Source organism: Methylobacterium sp. 275MFSha3.1, from assembly GCF_900108435.1.
In the GTDB taxonomy this organism is placed as follows: domain Bacteria; phylum Pseudomonadota; class Alphaproteobacteria; order Rhizobiales; family Beijerinckiaceae; genus Methylobacterium.
In genome coordinates, this window is the sequence record NZ_FNWP01000014.1 from 146,339 (window position 1) to 169,144 (window position 22,806).

General features: G+C 70.5%; 22 protein-coding genes. 7 read left to right on the plus strand and 15 right to left on the minus strand.

Annotated elements, in window-relative coordinates:
* Window positions 1–5: 5 nt before the first annotated feature.
* The 9 genes from BLW78_RS18030 to BLW78_RS18070 all read right to left on the minus strand — a co-directional run bounded on the left by BLW78_RS18030 (window position 6) and on the right by BLW78_RS18070 (window position 8,589).
* Complete coding sequence (locus BLW78_RS18030; protein WP_091681187.1) at window positions 6–698, minus strand: amino acid ABC transporter permease; 693 nt, start codon at window positions 696–698, stop codon at window positions 6–8.
* A 56-nt stretch (window positions 699–754) separates the two neighbouring features.
* Window positions 755–1,477: an amino acid ABC transporter permease gene (locus BLW78_RS18035; RefSeq protein WP_091681188.1), complete on the minus strand. Its 723-nt coding sequence runs from the start codon at window positions 1,475–1,477 to the stop codon at window positions 755–757.
* 89 nt (window positions 1,478–1,566) lie between these two features.
* Window positions 1,567–2,490, minus strand: coding sequence for an amino acid ABC transporter substrate-binding protein (locus BLW78_RS18040; RefSeq protein WP_091681189.1), 924 nt, complete (start codon window positions 2,488–2,490; stop codon window positions 1,567–1,569).
* A gap of 391 nt (window positions 2,491–2,881) precedes the next feature.
* Window positions 2,882–4,003: a branched-chain amino acid ABC transporter substrate-binding protein gene (locus BLW78_RS18045; protein ID WP_091681191.1), complete on the minus strand. Its 1,122-nt coding sequence runs from the start codon at window positions 4,001–4,003 to the stop codon at window positions 2,882–2,884.
* A gap of 49 nt (window positions 4,004–4,052) precedes the next feature.
* Window positions 4,053–4,421, minus strand: coding sequence for a DUF6867 family protein (locus tag BLW78_RS18050; protein ID WP_091681222.1), 369 nt, complete (start codon window positions 4,419–4,421; stop codon window positions 4,053–4,055).
* A 172-nt stretch (window positions 4,422–4,593) separates the two neighbouring features.
* Window positions 4,594–5,391: an ABC transporter ATP-binding protein gene (locus BLW78_RS18055; RefSeq protein WP_091681193.1), complete on the minus strand. Its 798-nt coding sequence runs from the start codon at window positions 5,389–5,391 to the stop codon at window positions 4,594–4,596.
* Window positions 5,388–6,278, minus strand: coding sequence for an ABC transporter ATP-binding protein (locus BLW78_RS18060; RefSeq protein WP_056533897.1), 891 nt, complete (start codon window positions 6,276–6,278; stop codon window positions 5,388–5,390). Before BLW78_RS18060 ends, BLW78_RS18055 begins: the two co-directional genes overlap by 4 nt.
* The gene (gene livM / locus BLW78_RS18065; RefSeq protein ID WP_020094233.1) at window positions 6,278–7,672 is read right to left on the minus strand and encodes a high-affinity branched-chain amino acid ABC transporter permease LivM; all 1,395 of its coding nucleotides are present in this window, start codon (window positions 7,670–7,672) and stop codon (window positions 6,278–6,280) included. Before livM ends, BLW78_RS18060 begins: the two co-directional genes overlap by 1 nt.
* Window positions 7,672–8,589, minus strand: a complete 918-nt coding sequence (locus BLW78_RS18070; RefSeq protein WP_020094234.1) for a branched-chain amino acid ABC transporter permease — start codon at window positions 8,587–8,589, stop codon at window positions 7,672–7,674. The genes livM and BLW78_RS18070 overlap by 1 nt, the downstream gene beginning before the upstream one ends.
* Before the next feature lie 242 nt (window positions 8,590–8,831).
* On the opposite strand from BLW78_RS18070, the gene BLW78_RS18075 reads away from it, so the two are divergent.
* The 5 genes from BLW78_RS18075 to BLW78_RS18095 all read left to right on the plus strand — a co-directional run bounded on the left by BLW78_RS18075 (window position 8,832) and on the right by BLW78_RS18095 (window position 13,689).
* Window positions 8,832–10,112 (plus strand): dicarboxylate/amino acid:cation symporter, encoded by a 1,281-nt coding sequence (locus BLW78_RS18075; protein WP_026605096.1) that lies wholly within the window; start codon window positions 8,832–8,834, stop codon window positions 10,110–10,112.
* A gap of 124 nt (window positions 10,113–10,236) precedes the next feature.
* Window positions 10,237–11,142 (plus strand): amino acid ABC transporter substrate-binding protein, encoded by a 906-nt coding sequence (locus BLW78_RS18080; protein WP_020094236.1) that lies wholly within the window; start codon window positions 10,237–10,239, stop codon window positions 11,140–11,142.
* Window positions 11,143–11,253: 111 nt separating this feature from the next.
* Window positions 11,254–11,928, plus strand: coding sequence for a DUF1007 family protein (locus tag BLW78_RS18085; protein ID WP_020094237.1), 675 nt, complete (start codon window positions 11,254–11,256; stop codon window positions 11,926–11,928).
* A complete protein-coding gene (locus BLW78_RS18090; protein ID WP_091681195.1) occupies window positions 11,919–12,911 on the plus strand; it encodes a nickel/cobalt transporter in 993 nt (330 codons plus the stop codon). Before BLW78_RS18085 ends, BLW78_RS18090 begins: the two co-directional genes overlap by 10 nt.
* 61 nt (window positions 12,912–12,972) lie before the next feature.
* Window positions 12,973–13,689 carry a hypothetical protein gene (locus BLW78_RS18095; protein WP_091681197.1) on the plus strand — a complete coding sequence of 239 codons (717 nt, stop codon included), beginning with the start codon at window positions 12,973–12,975 and terminating at the stop codon, window positions 13,687–13,689.
* On the opposite strand, the gene BLW78_RS18100 is transcribed toward BLW78_RS18095, so the two are convergent.
* Window positions 13,690–14,277, minus strand: coding sequence for a histidine phosphatase family protein (locus tag BLW78_RS18100; protein WP_020094240.1), 588 nt, complete (start codon window positions 14,275–14,277; stop codon window positions 13,690–13,692).
* Between the two features lie 44 nt (window positions 14,278–14,321).
* Window positions 14,322–14,717, minus strand: a complete 396-nt coding sequence (locus BLW78_RS18105; protein ID WP_020094241.1) for a VOC family protein — start codon at window positions 14,715–14,717, stop codon at window positions 14,322–14,324.
* A gap of 399 nt (window positions 14,718–15,116) precedes the next feature.
* Here BLW78_RS18105 and BLW78_RS18110 point away from each other — a divergent pair, with 399 nt between their 5' ends.
* The gene (locus BLW78_RS18110) at window positions 15,117–16,808 is read left to right on the plus strand and encodes a methyl-accepting chemotaxis protein (protein ID WP_091681199.1); all 1,692 of its coding nucleotides are present in this window, start codon (window positions 15,117–15,119) and stop codon (window positions 16,806–16,808) included.
* 6 nt (window positions 16,809–16,814) lie between these two features.
* On the opposite strand, the gene recF is transcribed toward BLW78_RS18110, so the two are convergent.
* The gene (recF, locus tag BLW78_RS18115; protein WP_091681201.1) at window positions 16,815–17,969 is read right to left on the minus strand and encodes a DNA replication/repair protein RecF; all 1,155 of its coding nucleotides are present in this window, start codon (window positions 17,967–17,969) and stop codon (window positions 16,815–16,817) included.
* A 220-nt stretch (window positions 17,970–18,189) separates the two neighbouring features.
* Window positions 18,190–19,311, minus strand: coding sequence for a DNA polymerase III subunit beta (dnaN, locus tag BLW78_RS18120; RefSeq protein WP_012319207.1), 1,122 nt, complete (start codon window positions 19,309–19,311; stop codon window positions 18,190–18,192).
* A 218-nt stretch (window positions 19,312–19,529) separates the two neighbouring features.
* Between dnaN and BLW78_RS18125 the strand changes: the two genes are divergently transcribed.
* Window positions 19,530–20,858, plus strand: a complete 1,329-nt coding sequence (locus tag BLW78_RS18125) for an MFS transporter (protein WP_020094244.1) — start codon at window positions 19,530–19,532, stop codon at window positions 20,856–20,858.
* 24 nt (window positions 20,859–20,882) lie between these two features.
* Here the strand turns inward: BLW78_RS18125 and BLW78_RS18130 are convergent, their stop codons facing one another.
* A complete protein-coding gene (locus BLW78_RS18130; protein WP_020094245.1) occupies window positions 20,883–21,119 on the minus strand; it encodes a hypothetical protein in 237 nt (78 codons plus the stop codon).
* Between the two features lie 113 nt (window positions 21,120–21,232).
* On the minus strand, window positions 21,233–22,498 hold the full coding sequence (locus BLW78_RS18135; protein ID WP_244526976.1) for a hypothetical protein: 1,266 nt from the start codon (window positions 22,496–22,498) through the stop codon (window positions 21,233–21,235).
* Window positions 22,499–22,806 lie beyond the last annotated feature (308 nt).

The window sequence follows — 22,806 nt, forward strand, 5'->3', positions numbered from 1 at the left end:
GTCGGTCAGCGGATGATGGCCACGCGGCGCTGCAGGCGGCGCACGAGGTACGAGGCCGAGAAGCAGATCGCAAAATAGACCACGGCGGCGAAGACATACATCTCGACGAGACGGCCGTCGCGCTGGGCGACCTTCGACGCGGCACCCATGAAGTCGGTGAGCGAGAGCACGTAGACCAGCGACGTGTCCTGGAACAGGATGATGGTCTGGGTCAGCAGCAGCGGCAGCATGTTGCGGAAGGCCTGGGGCAGGATCACGTTGCCCATGGTCTGCCAGTAGTTCATCCCGAGGGCCTGGGCGGCGGCCGTCTGACCCTTCGGGATCGACTGGATGCCGGCGCGCATGATCTCCGAGAAGTAGGCCGCCTCGAAGGCCATGAAGGTGATCAGGGCCGACGGGAAGGCGCCGACCTGGATCGGCGTCGAGGATCCGGTCAGGTAGGCGCCGATATACGGCACCAGGAAGTAGAACCAGAAGATCACCAGAACCAGCGGCAGCGAGCGGCAGAGCTCGACGTAGGCCTTGGCGACGTGCCACAGGCCGGGAATGCCCGACAGGCGCGCCATCGCCAGCAGCGTGCCGATGATGACGCCGCCCACGGCGGCCATGGCGGTGAGCGTCACGGTGAAGACCATGCCCTGACCGAACAGGTAGGGCAGGGACGAGACGATGACGGAGAAGTCGAAATTCGAGAGCATCGGGGCCTGTTACCGGTGGCCGTCGGGCGGGGTGGCGGAGCGGAAGCGGGCGGCCCTCAGCGCTGGCCGGGGATGGCGACCGCCTTCTCCAGGAAGGTCGCCGCCGTGACGACCACGAGGTTGATGATCACGTAGAGGATCGTCGCGGCCGTGAAGGCCTCGAACACCTGGAACGAGAATTCCTGCATCGAGCGGGCCCGGGCGGTCAGTTCCAGCAGGCCGATGGTCAGCGCCACCGACGTGTTCTTGAGATTGTTGAGGAATTCCGAGGTCATCGGCGGCAGGATGATCCGGTAGGCGTTGGGCAGCAGCACGTAGCGGTAGGTCTGATAGGTCGTGAAGCCCATGGCGGTGCCGGCCATGCGCTGGCCCCGCGGCAGCGACTGGATGCCGGCGCGGACCTGCTCGGCCACGCGCGACGCGGTGAAGAAGCCGAGGCAGACCACCGCCGTGTAGAACGGCGCGTCCGGCAATTGCTTGATCGCGTCGCCGATCCGGGTCGGGACCACTTCGGGCAGCACGAAGTACCAGAGGAACATCTGCACCAGCAGCGGCACGTTGCGGAACAGCTCGACATAGGCCGTGCCGATCGCGTTCGCGGGCTTCGACGGCAGGGTGCGCATCACGCCGACCAGGGAGCCCAGGAAGAAGGCGATCACCCAGGAGCAGAGCGCGGTCGTGATCGTCCACATGAGCCCCGAGAGCAGCATGTCGAGATACGTGCCGTTGCCCTCCGGCGAGGCGTCGAAGAAGATCCGCCAGTTCCAGTTGTAGTTCATCGCGCCGCTTCTACTGTGAGCTTATAGAGACGCACCGCGGGCCGGAGCCCGCGGTGCGCATCTTGGCATGAAACCGGACCGAACGGGTCTCAGTAGGCCGCCGGATCGGGGCTCGAGATCGGGGTCGTGAACTGCTTCTTCATCTCCGCGCTCATCGGCAGGTTGAGATTGATGTTGCGCGGCGGGATCGACTGGGTGAACCACTTCTCGTAGAGGGCCTTGCCCTCGGGGCTCGTGTAGAGCTTGGCGGTGGCGTCGTCCGCGACCTTCTTGAACTCCGTGTCGTCCTTGCGGAGCATGATGCCGTAGGGCTCGGGCTTCGACAGGGCCTCGGTGGAGATCTCGTAGGCGGAGGGGTCCTTCGACGAGGCGGCGAGCGAGGCGAGCAGCACGTCATCCATCACGAAGGCGGCGGCGCGGCCGGTCTCGACCATCAGGAACGCCTCGGCGTGGTCCTTGGCCGGCAGGATCGTCAGGCCGAGCTTGCGCTCCGTGTTGGCCTCGTTGATCTGCTTGATGTTCGTGGTGCCCGAGGTCGACACGACGGTCTTGCCCTTCAGGTCCTCGATCGTGTGAAGGTTGGCCGACTTCTTCGAGACGTAGCGGGTCGCGGTCAGGAAGTGCGAGTTGGTGAACCACACCTGCTTCTCGCGCTCGGCGTTGTTGGTGGTCGAGCCGCACTCGAGATCGATCGTGCCGTTCGCCATCAGCGGGATGCGGGTGGCGGAGGTGACCGGGTTGAGCTTCACCTCGAGGTTCGGGAGGTTGAGCTTGGCCTTCACCGCGTCGGCGATCTTGTAGCAGATGTCCATCGCGTAGCCGATCGGCTTCTGATCGGCGCCGAGATACGAGAACGGCACGGAGGCGTCGCGGTAGCCGATGACGATGGCGTTGGCGTCCTTCACCTTCTTGAGGGTGCCGGTCAGCTCCTGCGCCCCGACGCTCATCGGAGCGAGGACGAGGGTCAGGCCCAGCGCCGCGGCGGCGCCGCGGCGAGCGATATCAGACTGCATCGGTACGGAACTCCTGGATCGGGCCGAACGACATCGGCCGGCGGCGGGGTACGCGGGCCCGCCCGCTCGGGCGACGCCTTTGCAATGATGGTGCCGGGAGAAGGGGCGAAGCGCCGCGCGAGCCTGCGGCTGAGTACGGACAAGTTGCGGCCAAGCCTCTGCGCACGTCCGCAGATGCGGTCCCTGCCGTCCTCATGGCCTCCTCCCAAGCGCTGAGCCGGCCTCACGCTCGCGCCGGCGGCATCATGCACACTTCTTAGGCGTACGCACGCGGTGCGGAGGACGGATCCGCCCGGAAAGCTGACGAATCCACGGTATAGAAAACGACGACGCCGCCCCCCGCGGTATCGGGAGACGGCGTCGGACTGAAATCCCGGTTCGTGACCGCGGCTTACTTCGTCAGCTCATTGCCGCTGTAGTCGATCTTGCCGTCGGGTCCCTTCTTCCACTCGTACATGACGTAGTCGGGCCGGGTGATGTCGCCCTTCTTGTCGTAGGCGATCGGGCCGACCACCGTGTCCACCGGCTTGCCCTGGTGCAGCCATTCGGCGAGCTTCTTGCCATCGCTGGAGCCGGTCTCGGCCATCGCCTTCGCGAGGACCTGCACGGCCGCGTAGGAGTAGAGCGTGTAGCCCTCGGGATCGATGTTCTTGGCCTTGAAGGCGGCGAGCGCCGCCTTGGCGTTCGGGTTCTTTCGGGCGTCCGGCGGGAAGGTGGTCAGCGTGCCCTCGGCCGCGGGACCGGCGATCGCCACCAGCTCGCGGTCGACCATGCCGTCGCCGCCCATCATGGGCGCCTTCAGGCCCTGATCGCGCATCTGGCGCAGGATCAGCCCGGCCTCGGTGTAGTAGCCACCGAAATAGACGACGTCGACGTTGGCGGACTTCAGCTTGGAGACGAGCGCCGAGTAGTCCTTCTCGCCCGGGTTGATGCCCTCGGACATGACCTCCTTGCCGCCCTTGGCCTTGAAGGCCTTCAGCGTCTCGTCGGCCAACCCCTTGCCGTAGGGGGTCTTGTCGTGGACGAAGGCGACCTTCTTGCCCTTGAAGTGATCGGCCAGGTAGTTGCCGGCGACGGCACCCTGTTGGTCGTCGCGGCCGCAGGTGCGGAACGTGTTCCACATGCCGCGCTCGGTGAACTTCACGTTCGTGGAGGCCGGCGTGACCTGGATGATGCCGGCGTCCAGGTAGACGTCGGAGGCCGGGATCGACACGCCCGAGTTGTAGTCGCCGACGACCATCTTCACGCCGTCGCTGGCGAACTTGTTGGCCACCGAGACGCCCTGCTTCGGGTCGGAGGCGTCGTCGCCGACCGTCACGGTCAGCGTCGTGCCCTTCAGCGTGCCGGCCTTGTTGAGGTCCTCGACCGCCTGGCTCGCGCCGTTCTTGAGCTGCGCGCCGATGGCGGCGCTGTTGCCGGTGATCGGCGCGGCGACGCCGAGCTTGACCTCGGCCGCCTGCGCGGCCGCCACCATCGCGCCGAGGGCGAGCCCGGCCAGCAGAATCGATCTCATCGCGTACTTCCCCTCAATGTCAGGACCGCACGTGCGGATCCGGCCGCACTCATCGGACCTCGCCCGCGTCGGGCGCCCGCGCGCGCCACGTCAGCGGTGAGGTCTTCTCGTAGAGCCAGCGGTACTGGCTCGTCATCTGGCGCGTCCGCGTGTAGCGGAAGCCCGCCGCGCCGATGATCATGACGACGACCGCGTCGACCGCATAGTAGTGCAGCGACAGCAGCGTGCCCGAAAACAGGGCGTAGTGGATGAAGCGCACGGCGGCCGCCACCAGAAGCAGCGCCAGGGCGCAGTGCGAGAACGGCCGCCAGCCCCGCGCGATGCCGCGGGCCGCCATCCATCCGGCCCACCCGCCCATCACGACGGTCACCAGCAGGAACAGCCAGGCCGACGGCTCCTCGTACAGGATCCCCTGCAGCACGCTCATGTGATGTCCGGTCGATTGCTTCGGTTAACGCGCCCCTCGCCGTCATCGCGAGCGCAGCGAGGTGACCCAGGGCAGCGCAGCCTCGAAAGGTGGGGCGCCGCCCTGGATTGCTTCGCTCCGCTCGCAAAGACGGGGATGCCAATGGCATCAACCGAGAACGGCATCATGCCCCGACCGGGCCGGAATGGCCCCCCTCCAGGTAGGCGGCCTGGACGTTCGGATCGTCGAGCAGCGTTCGACCCGTCCCGCTCATCGTGACCCGCCCGTTGACCAGCACGTAGCCGCGATGGGCGAGCTTGAGGGCGTGGTAGGCGTTCTGCTCGACGAGGAAGATCGTCATGCCGTCAGTCCGGTTCAGCTCCCGGATCGCGTCGAAGATGCCCTTCACCACGAGCGGCGCGAGGCCGAGCGACGGCTCGTCGAGCAGCAGCAGCCGCGGGCGGCTCATCAGCGCCCGGGCGATGGCCAGCATCTGCTGCTCGCCGCCCGACATGGTGCCGGCGCGCTGGTTGAGGCGCTCCTTGACCCGCGGGAACAGGGTGCAGACCTTCTCCAGATCCTCGGCGAAGAAGCGCCCGTCATGGAGCGCGGCGCCCATCTGGAGGTTCTCGTAGACGGTCATGCGCGGGAAGACCCGGCGCCCCTCCGGCGACTGGGCGATGCCGAGCCGGGCGATCGCGTGGGTCGGCAGCCGGGTGATGTCGCGGCCGTCGTAGGTGATCGTCCCCGAGCGCGCCTGGGGGCTGCCGAAGATCGTCATCATCAGGGTCGACTTGCCGGCGCCGTTGGCGCCGATCAGCGTGACGATCTCGCCCTCGGCCACGTCGAGGTCGACCCCGCGCAGGGCCGCGACGCTGCCGTAATAGGTCGAGACGTCGCGCACCGCGAGGAGCGGCGGCTTCCGTCCCGCCTGGATCGCCCGCGTCTCCTCGACGAGGACGTTGATGCCGGCGACGCTCATGCCGACGCTCCCGTGTGCGCCGCGTCCCCGTGCGGCACGGTGATCCCGACCTCGGCCTCCACGGCCTCGACCTCCTCGTCCTCGACGCCGAGATAGGCGGCGATCACCTTCGGGTCGGCCCGCACATCGGCGGGGGAGCCGTCGGCGATCTTCACGCCGTAATCGAGCACGACCACGTGGTCGGAGATCTCCATCACCACCGACATGTCGTGCTCGATCAGCAGCACCGAGGTGTCGTGCTCGTCGCGGATGTGGCGCAGGAGGCCGTTCAGCTCGGCCGATTCCCGCGGGTTGAGGCCGGCCGCCGGCTCGTCGAGGCAGAGCAGCACCGGGTCGGTGCACATCGCCCGGGCGATCTCCAGGCGCCGCTGCGCGCCGTAGGGCAGGGCGCCCGCCGGATCATCCGCCCGCTTCATCAGGTCGATGCGCTCGAGCCAGGCCTTGGCCCGCTCGATCGCCGCGGCCTGCGCGTCCCGGTAGGTCTTGAGGCCGAGCAGCCCGAGGATCGTGTAGCCCGAGGCCCGCATCAGCGGCGCGTGCTGGGCGACGAGCAGGTTCTCCAGAACGGTCATGCCCTGGAACAGGCGGATGTTCTGGAAGGTGCGGGCGACCCGCGCGGTGCGGTTCACCTTGTGGTTCGGAAGCCGCTCCAGCAGGTGCGCCGTGCCGTCGGCGTGCGCCAGCGTCAGCATGCCCTCGGTGGGCTTGTAGAAGCCGGTGATGCAGTTGAACACCGTGGTCTTGCCGGCCCCGTTCGGGCCGATCAGCGCGGTGATGTCGCCGCGGCGCGCCTCGAAGGACAGGTCGGAGACGGCGGTGAGGCCGCCGAACCGCATGGTCAGGTGCTCGACCGTGAGCACCGGCGGGGGGAGGGGGGACGTCGCCATCAGCCGTGCCCCTCGCTGACATGGGCGCCCGAGACCGCGCGCCGCTGGCCGAGCGACACGGACGGCATCCGCTCCGAGATCAGTCCGCGCGGCCGCCAGACCATCATGGCGACCATGGCGAGCCCGAACAGCAGCAGCCGGTACTCGCTGGGGTCGAAGCCCTCGCCGAACACGGCCTTCAGGAACCCGAGGTTGCGCAGCATCTCCGGCCCGCCGACCATCGCCACCGCGGCGATCGCGACGCCGACCTGGCTGCCCATGCCGCCGAGGACGACGATCGCCAGGATGATGGCGCTCTCCAGGAAGTTGAAGCTCTCCGGGCTGATGAAGCCCTGGCGCACGGCGAAGAACGAGCCGGCGAAGCCCCCGAAGGCCGCGCCCAGCGCGAAGGCCGTGAGCTTCGTGGCGGTGGTGTCGATGCCGAGCGAGCGGCAGGCGATCTCGTCCTCGCGCAGGGCCTCCCAGGCCCGCCCGATGGGCAGGCGGCGCAGGCGCAGGGTGACGAAGTTGGTGATCAGGGCCAGCCCGAGGATCAGGTAGTACAGGAAGATCAGCCGGTGCATCGAATCGTACGGGATGCCGAAGGTGGCGGCGAACCCGCCCTCGCCCGCCGTGAACGGGATGCCGAAGAAGGTCGCCCGCGGGATCGACGAGATGCCGGCCCCGCCGCCGGTGACGTCGGTCCAGTTGATCAGGACCAGGCGGATGATCTCGCCGAAGGCCAGGGTGACGATGGCGAGGTAGTCGCCGCGCAGGCGCAGCACCGGGAAGCCGAGGATCATGCCCCAGAGGCCGGCGAACAGGCCCGCCAGCGGCAGGCAGACCCAGAACGACAGGCCGAAGGTCGTCGACAGCAGCGCGTAGGAATAGGCCCCGACCGCGTAGAAGGCGACGTAGCCGAGGTCGAGCAGGCCCGCGAGGCCGACCACGATGTTCAGGCCCCAGCCGAGCATGACGTAGGTCAGGATCAGGATGCCGAGATCGATCCAGTAGCGGGCCGAGGACAGGCCGCCGGTCGCCAGCGCGGAGATCATCGGCAGGGTCAGCGCGACGAAGATGAACAGCCAGAGACCGACCTTCGAGGTCTTCTGCCCGGCATCGGGCTCGCCGTGCACCGCCTCGGTGGCCTGGGCCGGGGAGGGGGTCAGCGCCCGCCGCGCGTCGCGGCGCAGCAGCACGAGGCGCTGGACGAGGCGCAGCACGAAGATCGCCGCGCAGAGCGCCGCCACCAGCCCCCAGCGCGGCACGAGCACCAGCTCGCTCCCGGGCCCGGGATCGGTCCGGTAGGCGATGATCGGGACGCAGAGGCCGAAGGTGACGAGGGCGTAGAGGGCGGCGTCGCGCAGGATGCCGGCCATCGCGGAGCCGGGGAGAGCGTTCTGCGAGGCGGCCATCAGACTTTCTCGACCTCGGGCCGGCCCAGGATGCCCGACGGCATGAAGATCAGCACGATCGCCAGGATCGAGAAGGCGGCGACGTCCTTGTACTCGATGGAGAAATAGGCCGACCAGAAGGTCTCGATCAGGCCGATGATCAGGCCGCCGAGCACGGCGCCGGGCAGCGAGCCGATGCCGCCGAGCACCGCCGCCGTGAACGCCTTCACGCCGGGCACGAACCCGTCCGAGAAGGACACGACGCCGTAGTACATGAGGTAGAGGACGCCCGCGACGGCCGCGAGCGCGGCGCCGAGCACGAAGGTCAGCGAGATCGTGCGGTCCACGTCGATGCCGAGCAGCGCCGCCATCTTGCGGTCCTGCTCGCAGGCGCGCTGCGCCCGGCCGAAGGGCGTGCGCTGCACGAGGTACCAGAAGCCGGTGAGCAGCACGGCGGTCACCGCCATGATCAGCACCTGCTTCCAGGCCAGGAACACCGCGTAGCCGTCGCGCTCGAACAGCGTGATGCCGCCCGACAGCATCGGCGGGGTCGGCTTGTTGCGCGCGCCCTGCACGACCTGCACGAAGTTCGACAGGAAGATCGAGACGCCGATCGCCGAGATCAGCGGCGCGAGGCGGAACGAGCCGCGCAGCGGCCGGTAGGCCACCCGCTCGATCGCCCAGCCCCACAGGGCGGTCAGCACCATGGCGACCACCAGCACCACCAGGAAGGCCAGCGCGATGGAGCTGACCCCGAGCCAGACCGTCAGCAGCAGGAAGGTGATGAGCGCGATGAAGCAGGAGACCATGAAGACGTCGCCGTGGGCGAAGTTCACCATGCCGATGATGCCGAACACCATCGTGTAGCCGATCGCGATCAGGCCGTAGATCGAGCCGAGCGTCAGCCCGTTGATGAGCTGCTGTACGAAGACGTCCATGAACTCTCGCGCGCAGGTTGCTTGGGCCGCCTACGGAGAGCGCAGGCAGCTTGGCGGGGCAAGTCTCGTACCGCAGCCGTAGCACACCGGCCACCGGTTTCATCGCCGCCCGAGCGTCGCGTGAAAACAGTCGACCACGCCAGTAACGCCCCCTGGCCGGGCTTGCGTGTGGCGCAGTTCCTGCGACACGTTAACGAATTGCAATGCTCGATCATCCCGGGCCCAGGCGAGGAGCAGTACCGATGGCAGGGTCGCGACTCACGACGATGATCTTCATCGGCATGCTCCTCGGCATCGCCGTCGGCTACGCCTGCAGCATCACCTGGCCCGATCCGCAGACCGCCAAGGAGATCGCCGGCTACATCGCGCTGGTCTCCGACGTGTTCCTCCGCCTGATCAAGATGATCATCGCGCCGCTGGTGTTCTCGACGCTGGTCGTCGGCATCGCCCATCTCGGGGATACCGCCTCGGTCGGCCGGGTCGGCGGCAAGGCGCTGCTCTGGTTCGTCGGCGCCTCCTTCTGCTCTCTGATGCTCGGCCTCATCATGGTCAACCTGATGCAGCCCGGCCACAACCTGAACCTGCCGCTGCCCGATGCCGGGGCCGGCACCGGGCTCAAGGCGGCCTCGCTCTCGCTCAAGGAGTTCGTCACGCACCTCGTCCCGAAGAGCGCTGTCGAGGCGATGGCCAACAACGAGATCCTGCAGATCGTGGTCTTCTCGATCTTCTTCGGCGTGGGCCTCGCCGCCCTCGGCGAGAAGGGCCGCCTGCTCGCGCAGGGCATCGAGGGCATCGCCGACGTCATGCTCAAGGTGACGGGCTACGTGATGATGTTCGCCCCCGTTGCGGTGTTCGCCGCCATCGCGGCGACGATCACCACGCAGGGCATCGGCGTGCTCGTGACCTACGGCAAGTTCCTCGTGGAGTTCTACATCAGCCTCGGCGTGCTCTGGACGCTGCTGATGGGCGTCGGCTTCCTGCTGCTCGGGGGCGGCGGCATCATGCGCCTGTTCAACCTGATCAAGGAGCCCTTCGTGCTGGCCTTCTCGACGGCGTCGAGCGAGGCCGCCTACCCCAAGATGCTCTCGAACCTGGAGAAGTTCGGGGTGCCGAACCGGATCACCTCGTTCGTGCTTCCGATGGGCTACTCGTTCAATCTCGACGGCTCGATGATGTACTGCACCTTCGCGGTGATGTTCATCGCGCAGGCCTACAACATCCCGCTGAGCTGGGGCCAGCAGCTCACGATGCTGCTCCTGCTGATGGTGACCTCGAAGGGCATGGCCGGCGTGCCGCGCGCCTCGCTGGTGGTGATCTCGGCGACGCTGTCGCACTTCAACATCCCGGAGGCCGGGTTGCTGCTGATCATCGGGATCGACCAGTTCCTCGACATGGGCCGGTCGGCCACCAACGTGCTCGGCAACAGCGTCGCCACCGTGGCGGTCGCCAAGTGGGAGGGCCAGCTCAGCACCACCGACCAGCGCCTCGACCATGTCGGCACGGTGGCCTCGCCCGCGGAGTAGGGGCCGGTCCGGGGAAATCTGCGCGCGCCGCGATGGCGGGCGCAGGACGGCCGCTCTGATGAGCGCTCTCACGGGTGCCCTGAATCGCGGCGTGGCTTGTTCGGTGCCCTTCGGAGGCGGAGTGATGACGATGCGGCTCGTCGCGGTTCTGGCGCTGGCGCTGGCGGCGACGCCCGCCTCCGCCGTCGAGGTGCTCACCGGGACGCTCAGGAGCGTCGCCGAGCGCGGGGAGATCGTCCTCGGCTACCGGGAGAGCTCGGTGCCGTTCTCCTTCGTGGAGGGCAAGCAGTCGGACGGGAGCCCCCGACCGATCGGCTACGCCATCGACCTCTGCGGCGAGATCGCGGACGACATCCAGGCGGCGATCGGCCGGCCGGTGAAGATCCGCTACGCACCGGTCACGGCCGAGAGCCGCATCGAGGCGGTGACCTCCGGCAAGATCGACCTCGAATGCGGCTCGACCACCGCCAATGCCGAGCGCCGCAAGCAGGTCGCCTTCTCGCCGGTGGACTACATCAGCGCGACGCAGCTGCTGGTGAAGCGCGGATCGGGCATCGCCTCCTACCGGGATCTCGGCGGAAAGACCGTGGTGGTCACGGCCGGCACCACCAACGAGAAGGCCGTGCGCGACCAGTTCGCCCGCCTGAAGATCGACGCGCAGGTGGTGACGGCGCCCGACCACGCCGCCTCCTACGCGATGGTCAAGGCCGGCAAGGCCGACGCCTTCGCCACCGACGACGTGCTGCTCTACGGGCTGATCGCCACGGACGCGAAGGACGGGGCGAACTACACGGTGCTGCCCGACAAGCTCTCCTACGAGCCCTACGGCATCATGTTCCGCAAGGACGATCCGGAACTCGCCGGCCTCGTGCAGCAGACCTTCACGCGGCTCGCCGAGTCGCGGGCGTTGCGCTGGACCTACGAGCGCTGGTTCCTCAAGCGCCTGCCCAACGGCGAACGCCTCGACATCCCGATGTCGAACGACCTGCGGGTCAGCTTCCAGTTGATGGGCCTCGACGGGGGCGAGTGATCGGCGCGGGGACAGGCGCGACGACCGGACGGCGCCTCGCTTTCGCCCAACCGGCACGCGAGGAAGACGCGACCTGATCGCTTCCCTCCCGCCGCGAGCGTGCCACCGTCCATGCTGATCGCCGCGCCCTGTCCGAAACCGCTCGCCCTGGCGCTGGCCGCCGCCCTCGGCTGCGCCGCCTCGGCGGCCACCGCCCACCCGCACGTCTGGGTGACCGCCAAGGCGCAGCTCGTCTACGCGGACGGCAAGCTCGTCGGCGTCCGCGACACGTGGAGCTTCGATCCCGAGTACACGGCCTTCGTCACGCAGGGCCTCGACACCAACAAGGACGGCAAGCTCAGCCCGGAGGAACTCGCCGGGCTCGCCGCCGAGAACACCGCCAACCTCGCCGAGTTCGGCTACTTCACGAAGCTGAAGGTCGGCGGCAAGGAGCAGGCCTTCGGCGATCCGAAGGAGCCGGCGGCGCACATGGACGACCGGGCGCTGGTCATGACCTTCCTGCTGCCCCTGAAGACCCCGGTCCAGCAGGGGCGGGGGGTCGCCGCGCTGGAGGTCTACGACCCGACCTACTTCGTCGCCTTCTCGTTCGCCGAGGGCGCGGACGCCGCCACCCTCGCGGGTGCGCCCCAGGGCTGCGCCGCCACGGTCACCCGGCCGAAGACCGAGCAGCCGAAGACGGCCGATGCCGGGTCGCCGGGCATGACCGAGGCCTTCTTCGAGGCGCTCACCGCCGCCTCGACCTACGGGGTGCAGTTCGCCAGCCGGGTTCTCGTGGCATGTCCGTAGGCATCGGGATCGTCGCCCCCGCCGGGGCGGGACGGCTGGGGCTGAGGCTCGGCCTCATGGCCGCGGCCATCGCGCTGGCCGCGCTTCTCGCGGCCGCGATCGCGTGGCTGGTCGCGCCCGGCCTCGCCGCGCCGCCGCCGCGCTCGCCCTTCGGGATCGGCTTCCGCGAGGCCGCGCCGGCCGCCACGGGTCTCGGCGGCGTCATCCTGGCGCTGCAGGCGAGCTTCTCCCGCAGCCTCAACGCCGCGGTGAGCGCGCTGCGGGGCGGCGGCAGCTGGACCCCTCTGATCGGCCTCGCCTTCGCGTACGGCGTGTTCCACGCCGCCGGCCCGGGCCACGGCAAGGCGGTGATCGCCGGCTACATCCTGGCGGGGGAGCGGGCGCTCCGGCGCGGCGCCGCGCTGAGCGTGTGCGCCGCGCTGCTCCAGGCCTGCGTGGCCGGGGCGATCGTCGGCCTCGGCACGCTGGTCCTCAACGCCACGGCGGCGGGCATCACCCGGGCCGGCACCCTGATCGAGACCGTGAGCTTCGCCCTCGTCGCCCTGATCGGGCTGGTCCTGACGTGGCGCAAAGCCGGTCGCCTCGCCAATCTCGGCGCGGGTTGCGGCCCGGGCTGCAGCCACCTGCCGGAACCGCGGGCCCTCGACACCCTCGACACGTGGCGCGAGCGGGCCGGGGTGGTGCTGGCGGCCGGGACACGCCCCTGCGCCGGCGCCGTGCTGGTCCTCGTCTTCGCGGTGTCGCAGGGCGTGCCCGGCGCGGGCGTGCTGGCGGTCCTGGCGATGGCGCTCGGCACCGCGCTGACCACGACGGCCCTGGCCTGCCTCGCGGTCTTCGCCAAGCGGATGGCGCTGCGCCTCGCGGGCGGACGGGGACAGGCCGGCCTCCTGGCGCTCGGTGGCCTCGAACTCGTCGCCGCCGCCTTCGTGCTGGTCCTGGGCGCCGCGATGCTCTCGGGCCTCGCCCCGAGCCTCGGCGGCTGAAGGGCCTCGCCTTCCGGGGCGCGGCGTGCCACGCTGCGCGACCGAGACGGAGCGCGCGCCGATGCATCCCGACTTCGCGACGATCCTGAACTGGCGTCTGCTCGCCGGATCGCATCCCTTCCCCGGGCCAGACGGCGGGACCTGCATCAACGAGGCCGCGATGGTGGCCGCGGGCCTGCCCTACCGGGCGATCCGCTCCAGCGCGGACTGCCCACCCTGCTTCTCGCGGCCGGCCGCCGCCTACGCCCTCGGGCTCAACGACGCCATGCCGGACGAGGTGCGGCCGCAGCTGATGGCCTTCGTCCTGCGCCTGTCGGGCAGCGCCGACACGGCGGAGATCGAGGCCGCCCGCACCCGGCAGCTGGCGCTGGAGAGCGTCCGCCGCATTCTGGCGCCGCTCTGCGCGGTCGCCGGGATGGTCGAGGACGCGGAAGCCTGCTCCGGCGCGCCGGACTGGCCCGCGGCCCTGGCGGCGGCCCGCGCGGCCGCGTGGCGGGGCGGGGCGCGCGCGCAGGCGGCGGCCCAGGCGCGGCGCTGGCGGGAAGGCGCGCTGACCGCGGCGGTGTCCCGCACCGCGACGGCGGCGGAACGCGCCGGCGAGGACGCGCGCTGCGCCGCCGAGGTGGCCGAGGGGGCGGCGCCGTTCCTGACCGGAACCTGGGCCGAGGCCTGCACGATCCTCGCGGAGACCCTCGCCATCGGCCGGCAGGCGCCGGAGATCGCCGTCGCCGGCGCCCGACAGCGCATGGACGCGGCGCGCGCCCGGGTGCCGGCCTGATCAGGCCGCCGCGGGCGCGGCGTCGAGATCGAAATCGATGGTGCCGCAATTCTCCAGGAACGTGCCGGTGAGGTGGTAGAAGAACGTCCCGTGGCCGACCACCGCTATGGTGGTCTCAGGCCGGGCCCGCAGCCAGTCGCGGAACGCCGCGACCCGGGCGTCGAACAGGGGGCGGGGCTCCACCGGGTAGCCGCCGACCTCGCAGCCCGGCTCCGCGTGCCACCAGACCTCGGGCAGGTGCCCGACATCGAGGTGGGGGAAGTCCGCGGCGATCTCCGAGGCGGCCCGGCCGACATCGCAGCTGCTCTCCTGGCACTCGCGGTGCAGCACCTCGACCAGCACCCGCGGCCGGCTCGGATGCTCGCCGAACAGGATCGCCGCGGTCTCGATGGCGCGGGTCAGGGGCGAGACCACCACGAGATCGAAGGGGATCGGCCGGAGCCGCTCCCGCGCCGCCCGGGCCTGGGCTTGGCCCAGCTCGGTCAGGCGGGCGTCGGGCAGGCCGGGATCGCCGCCCCCGTGCCGGTGGGCGGCGTTGAAGGTCGACTGCCCGTGGCGGATGCAGACGATGCGGGTCTTGTCCTGCATGGATCTCGAAGACGTTCCGGAGAGGGAATGGCGGACCGGACCGGTCACGCGAAGCGGCCGCCGCGCTGGATGACCTCGATCTTGTAGCCGTCCGGGTCGGTGGCGAAGAAGAACCGCGCGAGCACGTCGTCCCCGTGCTTGAGGGTCTTGACGTCGGTGGCCGTGAAGCCCTCGCGCCGGTGCCGGGCGTGCTCGGCCTCCACGTCGTCGACCACGAAGGCGATGTGCCCGTAGCCGTCGCCGAGATCGTAGGGCTTGTCGCGGCCCTTGTTCACCGTGAGCTCCAGCTCGAACGGCGAGTCCGGATCCCGCATGTAGACGAGGGTGAAGTCCGGGAAGTCGAACCGGCCGGACACCGCGAGACCGAAGGCACGGGCATAGTAGTCGCGCGCGCGCTCTTCCTCGAGGACGCGGATCATGGCGTGGACGGGCTTGGACATGCGCGCGGAGTTCCGTGGGCACGCCGGCGGCGTGCAGCGCCCCCTATGTGGCGCGATCCGCAGCCGCGAAAAGGCCGGTGGCGCGGCGCCGGGGTCGCGCCCCGGGACGTCGGCCACGAGCTGTCGAAGAACCCGGCCCGTATAGACCGATCCCATATTGCATATCCTAGATCAATATCTGTTCTTTAAATCGTTCTAAGGAGTGTATTGGAGTCAATATATGATGAGCCATGCTGATATAAGATATCGCAAAAGGTTCGGAGACACAAAATCAAACCGCAAAATGATATTTCTCATTGACACAATCGCACTTCCAACGCTTTATCGACCTCGACGACCAAAGTGAATCCCATGAGATCATGAGGCCGATCATCGATCGAGTGAAGGGATTTCAAGACAGTGATGCGCTTATCCAATATCAATATACTTCCAAAAATTGCTGCCGTTATCGCGCTGATAAGCGTGATTGTCGGCGGATGTATCTGGTACGCTCAGGCGCGGATGACGGTCATCGACGACCGCTACAGCGAGTTCCTCGCCCGCGAGGCGACGGCGGTGGCGGAGGCACGCAGGCTGAACCGCCTGGTGATCGAGTTGAACTACTGGGTCTACCGGATCATCGCGGAGACCGATCAGGGCCAGATGCAGGCCGCCAACGGGGGCTTCGAGGCCGCGCTGCCCGCGGTGAGGGCGCTCCTTCCGAGCCTCCGATCGCACGCGCCGACCTTCGCCGCGCGCATCGATGAGCAGGCCGCGCGGATCGAGCGCTATCTCAGGGACGTGAGCGAGGTCCGCCGGCTGGGCACCGCCAATCAGAACGAGCAAGCCATCGCGCTGATCCACACGGCGATCGACCCGACGTTCTCCGGCTTGCTGACCGACGGCAACCGGATGGCCGAGGACATCGATACGTACATGCAGAAGGGCTCGGGCGACCTGACCGATCAGACCAACGAGACCCGCCGGACGCTGATGATCGTCAGCGGTCTCGGCATGCTGGCGGGGCTGCTGGCGGCGGTGTTCATCGCCACGGTCGGGATCACGCGGCCGCTCGACCGGCTGGTCAAGGTCCTGCAGCGGATGGCGCAGGGCGAGGTCGAGGCCGAGATCACCGAGGCCGCCCGAAGGGACGAGGTGGGCGCCGTCGGCAAGGCCGTCGAGGGCATCAAGGTCATGGTCGCCCGCAACGCCGCCGAGGAAGCCGAGATGAAGCGCCGCGCCGACGAGGCGGCAGCGGCCGCGCGCAGGCGGACCATGGTGGAACTCGCGGACGGGTTCGAGCGGGCCGTGGGGAGCATCGTCGGGATGGTCTCGTCCTCGGCCACCGAGTTGCAGGCCACGGCCCAGACCATGACGTCGAGCGCGACCGAGACGGCCAGCCAGTCCACCACGGTGGCGGCCGCCGCCGAGCAGGCCTCCGCCAACGTCCAGACCGTGGCGGCCGCCGCCGAGGAGCTGGGCACCTCCGTGCAGGAGATCGGCCGGCAGGTCCTCGGCTCGGCCAACCTCGCGCAGGCGGCGGTCGGCGAGGCGGACGAGACCCAGCACCTCGTTCAGGCGCTCAGCCAGGCGGCGACGCGCATCGGCGACATGGTCGGGCTCATCGCGAACATCGCCGGGCAGACCAACCTGCTGGCGCTGAACGCCACGATCGAGGCGGCCCGGGCCGGCGAGGCCGGCCGCGGATTCGCGGTCGTCGCCGCCGAGGTCAAGGAGCTCGCCGGCCAGACCGCCCGGGCCACCGAGGAGATCAGCCAGCAGATCGGCCAGATCCAGGGTGTAACCGGCCAGGCGGTCTCGGCCATCGACACGATCGCCGCCCGTATCCGCGAGATCGACGCGGTCGCCGCCACCATCGCGGCGGCGGTCGAGGAGCAGGGCGCGGCCACGCAGGAGATCGTCCGCAACGTCTCGCAGGCGGCGGCCGGCACCGACGAGGTGACGAGCAACATCGCCGGCGTGGCGCGGGCCTCGGAAGAGACCGGCGCCGCGGCAGCCCAGGTTCTGGGGGCAGCCGGCGAGCTGTCGCGCCAGTCCGAGCATCTGGGCGTCGAGGTCTCCCGCTTCCTCGGGTCGGTCCGGGCGGCCTGAGGCCGATCAGCCGCCGACCCGCAGGACCTGCGTGCGGGTGCCGGCCTGCGCGAAGGCGTCCGGGTCGGCGCCGGTCATCCAGACCTGCCCCGGCAGGGCCTCGAGGGCCTCGAACAGGCCGGCCCGGCGGCGGGGATCCAGGTGGGCCGCCACCTCGTCCAGGAGGATCAGCGGGGCGATGCCGCTCATGGCCCGCACCAGCCGCGCGTGGGCGAGGACGAGGCCGATGAGCAGCGCCTTCTGCTCGCCCGTGGACGCCGTCCCGGCCGGCACGTCCTTCGGGCCGTGGCGGACCACGAGGTCGCTGCTCTGCGGCCCGATCAGCGTGCGGCCGGCGGCCCGGTCCCGGTTGCGGCCGTTGCGGAGCGCCATGCGGTAGCGGTCCTCGGCCTCGAGGGCCGGCCAGACCGCGACCAGATCGTCGAGGTCGCCCTCGAGGCGGATGGCCGCCCAGGGGAAGGGCTGCGCGTCGTCCCGGGTCTCGGCGATCAGCCGGTCGAGGCGCTCGGCGGTCTCGCGCCGGGCGAGCGCCACGGCGACGCCGAGCTCCGCGACCTCCCGCTCCACCGCGTCGAGCCAGCGGTCGTCGTCGGGCCGCTCCTCCAGCAGGCGGTTGCGCGAGCGCAGGGCCCGCTCCAGCGCGGAGACCCGGGCGCCGTGGGCGGCGTCGACCGCCAGCACGAGACGGTCGAGGAACCGTCGCCGGTCTCCGGCCGCCCCGCGGAACAGGCCGTCGAGGTCGGGGGTCAGCCAGACGACCCGCAGGAACTCGCTGAACGCCACCGGCGAGGCCGCGGTGGCGCCGTCGATCCGGCACAGCCGGCTCGCGCGCCCGTCGGGACCCGGCGGCTCGAGCCCGGTGCCGAGCCGGTGCTCGGCGCCGTCGCGGTCGAGGGTGAGCGAGACCGCGAATCCGCCCGGGCCGCCGCTGCGCGCCATGGCGGCGAACTCCGCCCGGCGCAGGCCCCGGCCCGGTACGAACAGCGAGAGCGCCTCGAGCAGGTTGGTCTTGCCCGCGCCGTTCTCCCCGACCAGCGCGACGAAGCGGGCCTCGGGCGTCAGTTCGAGGTCCGCGTGGTTGCGGAAATCGCGGGCGATCAGGCGGGTGACGCGCAGGCTCGACCCGTCGAGCTCGTCCCGCGGATCGCGGATGTCGCTCATCGGTGAACCGAGGGGTGAACCGAGGGGCCGAGACGCGCCGCGCTCAACCGTCCCTTGCTGTCTGACATCCCATCCAACCACCTCGCCCCGTGGCGCCCGCGTCAGCGGGCCGCGCGGGCGGGCTCCAGAAACCACATCGCCGTCCGGGGACCTCCCGCGCGGCCCCCGCTGCGCTCCGGCACCTCGGGACGAGGGCGGGACCGGGATCCGCGCGGCCGCCTCACACCCGCATCGGCATCAGCACGTACAGCGCCGGCGCGCCCTCGCGGTCCTGGATCAGGGTCGGCGAGCCGGGATCCGCGAGCTTGAACAGGGCGGTGTCGCCCTCGAGCTGCGCGGTGATGTCGAGGAGGTAGCGGGCGTTGAAGCCGATATCGAGGCCGGCCGCCTCGTAGTCGACGTCGAGTTCCTCGGTGGCACTACCGGAATCCGGGTTGTTCACCGAGAGCGCGAGGCGCCCTTCGGCGAGCCCGAGCTTCACCGCGCGCCCGCGCTCCGACGAGATCGTCGAGACCCGGTCCACGGCCTTCGCGAAGGCGTCGCGCTCGACGGTCAGCCGCTTGTCGTTGTTGGCCGGGATCACCCGCTGGTAATCCGGGAAGGTGCCGTCGATCAGCTTGGAGATCAGCGTCAGGCCGCCGGCGAAGCGCAGGCGGATCTTCGCGGGCGACAGGTCGACCGCGACGGTCTCGCCGCCATCGTCGAGGAGCTTCTGAATCTCGGCGACCGCCTTGCGCGGCACGATCACGCCCGGCATGCCGACGCTGCCCTGCGGGGCCGGGATCTCGACGCGGGCGAGCCGGTGGCCGTCCGTTGCCACCGCCCGCATCGCCGGGCCGTTCTCGGTCTCCAGCGTGTGCAGGTAGATGCCGTTCAGGTAGTAGCGGGTCTCCTCGGTGGAGATCGCGAACTGGGTCTTCTCGATCAGCCGCTTCAGGTCGGCGGCGGCGATCTCGAAGCCGTGCGGCATCTCGCCGGCGGCGAGGTCCGGGAAGTCGCCCTCCGGCAGGGCGCCCAGGGCGAAGCGCGAGCGTCCGGACCGGATCGTCATCTGGCCGGACTCGCCGCCGGTCTCCAGGGAAACCTGCGCGCCGTCGGGGAGCTTGCGCACGATGTCGTAGATCACGTGCGCCGGCACGGTCGTGGCGCCCGCATCCGCCACGTCCGCCGGCACGCTCTCGGTCACCTCGATGTCGAGATCCGTCGCCCGGAGCTGGAGACCCGACCCTTCCGCGCGCAGGAGCACGTTCGACAGGATCGGGATCGTGTTGCGGCGCTCGACGACCCGGTGCACGTGGCCGAGCGACCTGAGCAGGGCCGCGCGCTCGACAGTGACTCTCATCGCAATACTCAAGTGATAGGGACGGCGCCGCGGCCGGCGACCGTCGCGGAATATGGCCGTTCAGCTTGGCGAAGGGGACAGGGGAACGCAAGGCCGCCGTCGGTGCACCGCACAGCGACCTCCGCGTCCAGGGCGGATGCCCATGTCCGGAGCGGGGTATCGGCCCCCGGCGGCCCGTGCGAAAGCGCCGCGACCGACCCGGACCCCCCATCCCGATCATGCTGCAGACCATCGACCCCGCGGGCAACACCGCAGACCCCTCGCAGGCCACCCCGAGCGCCCCCCCGAGTGCTCGGCGGATCCTCGCCGCGAGCTTCGTCGGGACGGCGATCGAGTTCTTCGACTTCTACATCTACGCCACCGCCACCGCCCTGGTGATCGGCCCGGTCTTCTTCCCCGCCGGCGCGCCCGGCGTGCAGCAGCTCAGCGCCTTCGCGACCTTCGCCATCGCGTTCATCGCGCGGCCCGTCGGCGCGGCCCTGTTCGGGCATTTCGGCGACCGGGTCGGCCGCAAGGCGACGCTGGTGGCGTCGCTGCTGATCATGGGCATCTCCACGGTGCTGATCGGCTGCCTGCCGACCTACGCGTCGGTCGGCTGGTGGGCGCCAGCGGCGCTGTGCATCCTGCGCTGCGGGCAGGGGATCGGGTTCGGCGGCGAGTGGGGCGGCGCGGCGCTGCTGGCGGTCGAGAACGCGCCGCCGGGCCGGCGCGCGTGGTACGGCATCTTCCCGCAACTCGGGGCGCCGGTCGGCTTCGTCCTGGCCAATCTCGGCTTCCTCGCCCTCAGCTTCGGCCTGACGCCCGAGAGCTTCCAGGCCTGGGGCTGGCGCCTGCCGTTCCTGGCCTCAGCGGCGCTCGTCGGCGTCGGGCTCTACGTGCGCCTGAAACTCACCGAGACGCCGGCCTTCAAGGCGGCGCTCAGCCAGGCGCGGCCGGAGCGCGTGCCCTTCGCCACCATGCTGACCCAGCACGGACACGCCGTCCTGGTCGGCACCTTCGCGATGGTGGCGGTCTACGCGGTCTTCTATCTCTCCACCGTCTTCGCCCTGGGCTACGGCACCGGCACCCTCGGCTACAGCCGGCCGACCTTCCTGCTGTTCGAGTGCATCGCGGTCTGCTTCATGGCGCTCGGCACCGTCGTGTCGGGGGCCGCAGCCGACCGCTTCGGCCGCCGGCCTGTGCTGCTCTCCGGCATGGCTGTGACGTTCCTGCTGGGCTTCCTCATGGGGCCGATGCTGGGCCACGCCGCCGGCACCGGCACCTGGCCGCCGGTTCTCGGCTTCCTGTGCCTCAGCCTCCTGACAATGGGGTGGGTGTTCGGACCGATGGGCGCCGTCCTGCCCGAGCTGTTCCCGACGCGGGTGCGCTACACGGGCGCCTCGGTGACCTACAACCTCGCGGGGATCCTGGGGGCCTCGGGGGCGCCCTACATCGCGCAGCAGCTCGCGGCCTACGGCGGCATCGGCTTCGTCGGGTTCTACCTAGCGGGGGCCGCGATCCTCAGCTTCCTCGCCGTGCTGGCCATGCCGGAGACTGCCGGCCGCTGACGGGACGGGCGGGCGCCGCCGGCCTCAGCGGCCGGCGCGATCCTGAGCCGCCGCCACGGTGGGCTCGAAGCGCCCGAGGAAGCGCGTCCGCTCCCACAGCTCGATCGCGTCGCGCCCGACCATCGCCCGGGCGCGGCGGCGCGCCTGCGTGTCGTCCTCGGCCGACAGGATCTCGGCCGCGCGGACGCGGCCCGCCCGGTCGAGCCGGAAGGCCCTGTAAGCGCGGCTCCGGTGAGCCGTTCCAGCATCCAGCGCGAGCATAGCGACGTCCTCCGGGCCGGAACGTCCCGGAAGATGGTTAACCGTCGGTAAACCGCGGTTCTCGCGATCGAGGACGCGGTCCCGACGCGCCCGCTCGGCGGGGGCGGAGCTCCTCAGCTCCGCTTGTCGAGCGGGCGACCGAGGAGGCGGGCGAACTCGGCCTCGATCTCCTCCACCGAGAACGGGTTGCCGGATCCCTTCGCGTCGGGCGTGGGCGCGGACGGCGGCGGCGGGGCCGGCACGGGCGGAGGGGGTTCGACCTTGGGCATCGCCGGCGGCGGCACGGGTTTGGCCGGAGGCGGAGGCGGAGATGGGGGCGGCGGGGCCTCCGGCTCGTCGACCGGGGCGGGGGCGGGCACCGGCTCGACCGGGACGCTCGCCATCGCGGCGGCCAGCGGATCGACGCCCTCGGGCGCCGGCGGGGCGGGCGCGGGCTGCGGCGGCGGCGTCACGGCCGAGGACGAGCGCGACAGGGCGGCCTGGAGCTGCCGGGCCATGTCGGACAGGACCACCGGATCGACCGACTTGCGCTCGGAGGGCACCGCGAGGCTCGGGGCCAGACGGGCGGGCTCCGGCTCCGCCGGTGCCGGCTCGGGCTTGCGCTCGGAGGCCGGGTTGGGCCGCGGCTCGATCAGCGGCGGCGCGGTCCGGCTCAGGATCCGCCGCGGCGCGACCGGCTCGCGCGGCGGGGGCGCGGGCGGCTCCACCGCCGGCGGCGCGATCGGCGGCGACACCATCGGCGGCGGCACCACCGGCTCGGGCGCGGGCGGCGCCGGGGGTTGAGGCGCGGGCGGCGCGGCACTCAGAGGTGCGGTGACGTCCTGGCCGGGCTCGTCGCCGCCGAACAGCCCGGGATCGAGGGGCAGCGTCACGGGCGGAGCGGAGGCCGAGCGCGGCACCGGCGACGGCACCACCACCGGCATCGCGAAGCCCGGATCGAACAGCGGTTCCGCACGCCGGCCGCCGGATTCCGGCAGACCGCGGGGCGGCTCGGGCAGGCGGCCGCCCTGGACGAGGGGGTCCGGGAGCGGCTCGTCCAGCGGCTCCGACGCCAGCTCCGGCCGGATCGCCGCCTCCGGCAGGGGCCGCTGGCCGCGCTGGATATTGCGCTCGACCACAACGTCGTTGGGGCCGCCCACGAGCAGCAGGTGCTCGACATTGTCCCGGCGCAGCAGGATGAGCTGCCGGGCCCGGTCGAGCTCGTACACGTCGACGATCCCGAGCCGCGGCTGGCGCCCGCGGCTCCCGGACCGCCCCGGCAGGGCGAGGCTCCGGCCGGTGAGCCGGCGCACCGTGAACACGATCGCCGCGAGCGCCGTGAAGATGACGGCGAAGATCACGATATACTGGACGATGGGGGAGCCGTCAGAGCCGAACACGGATTGCAGCCATCGCAAGATTACGCACTCGCACGTTCCGACCGCCGCGGGTGCGCGCCGGCACGGACTTGATCCATACCACGCCGGAGGGGCGGCAAGGCAAACGACGTTAAGAGTTCGTTAACAGACCTTTTAATTGAGCGCGCGCAAGACAATAGGTCGGGACTGCGCCGCCGGCCCGGCCGAACCGGGGGTTCACTCCCCCGCGGCGCGAGCTGACGCGGGCACCGGCCGACCCGGAGATCGGGCTTAACGCGCCGTTAACCATGCAGGCGGCAGATTTTGCCGAGCCCGCTCGTCCCGGCGCG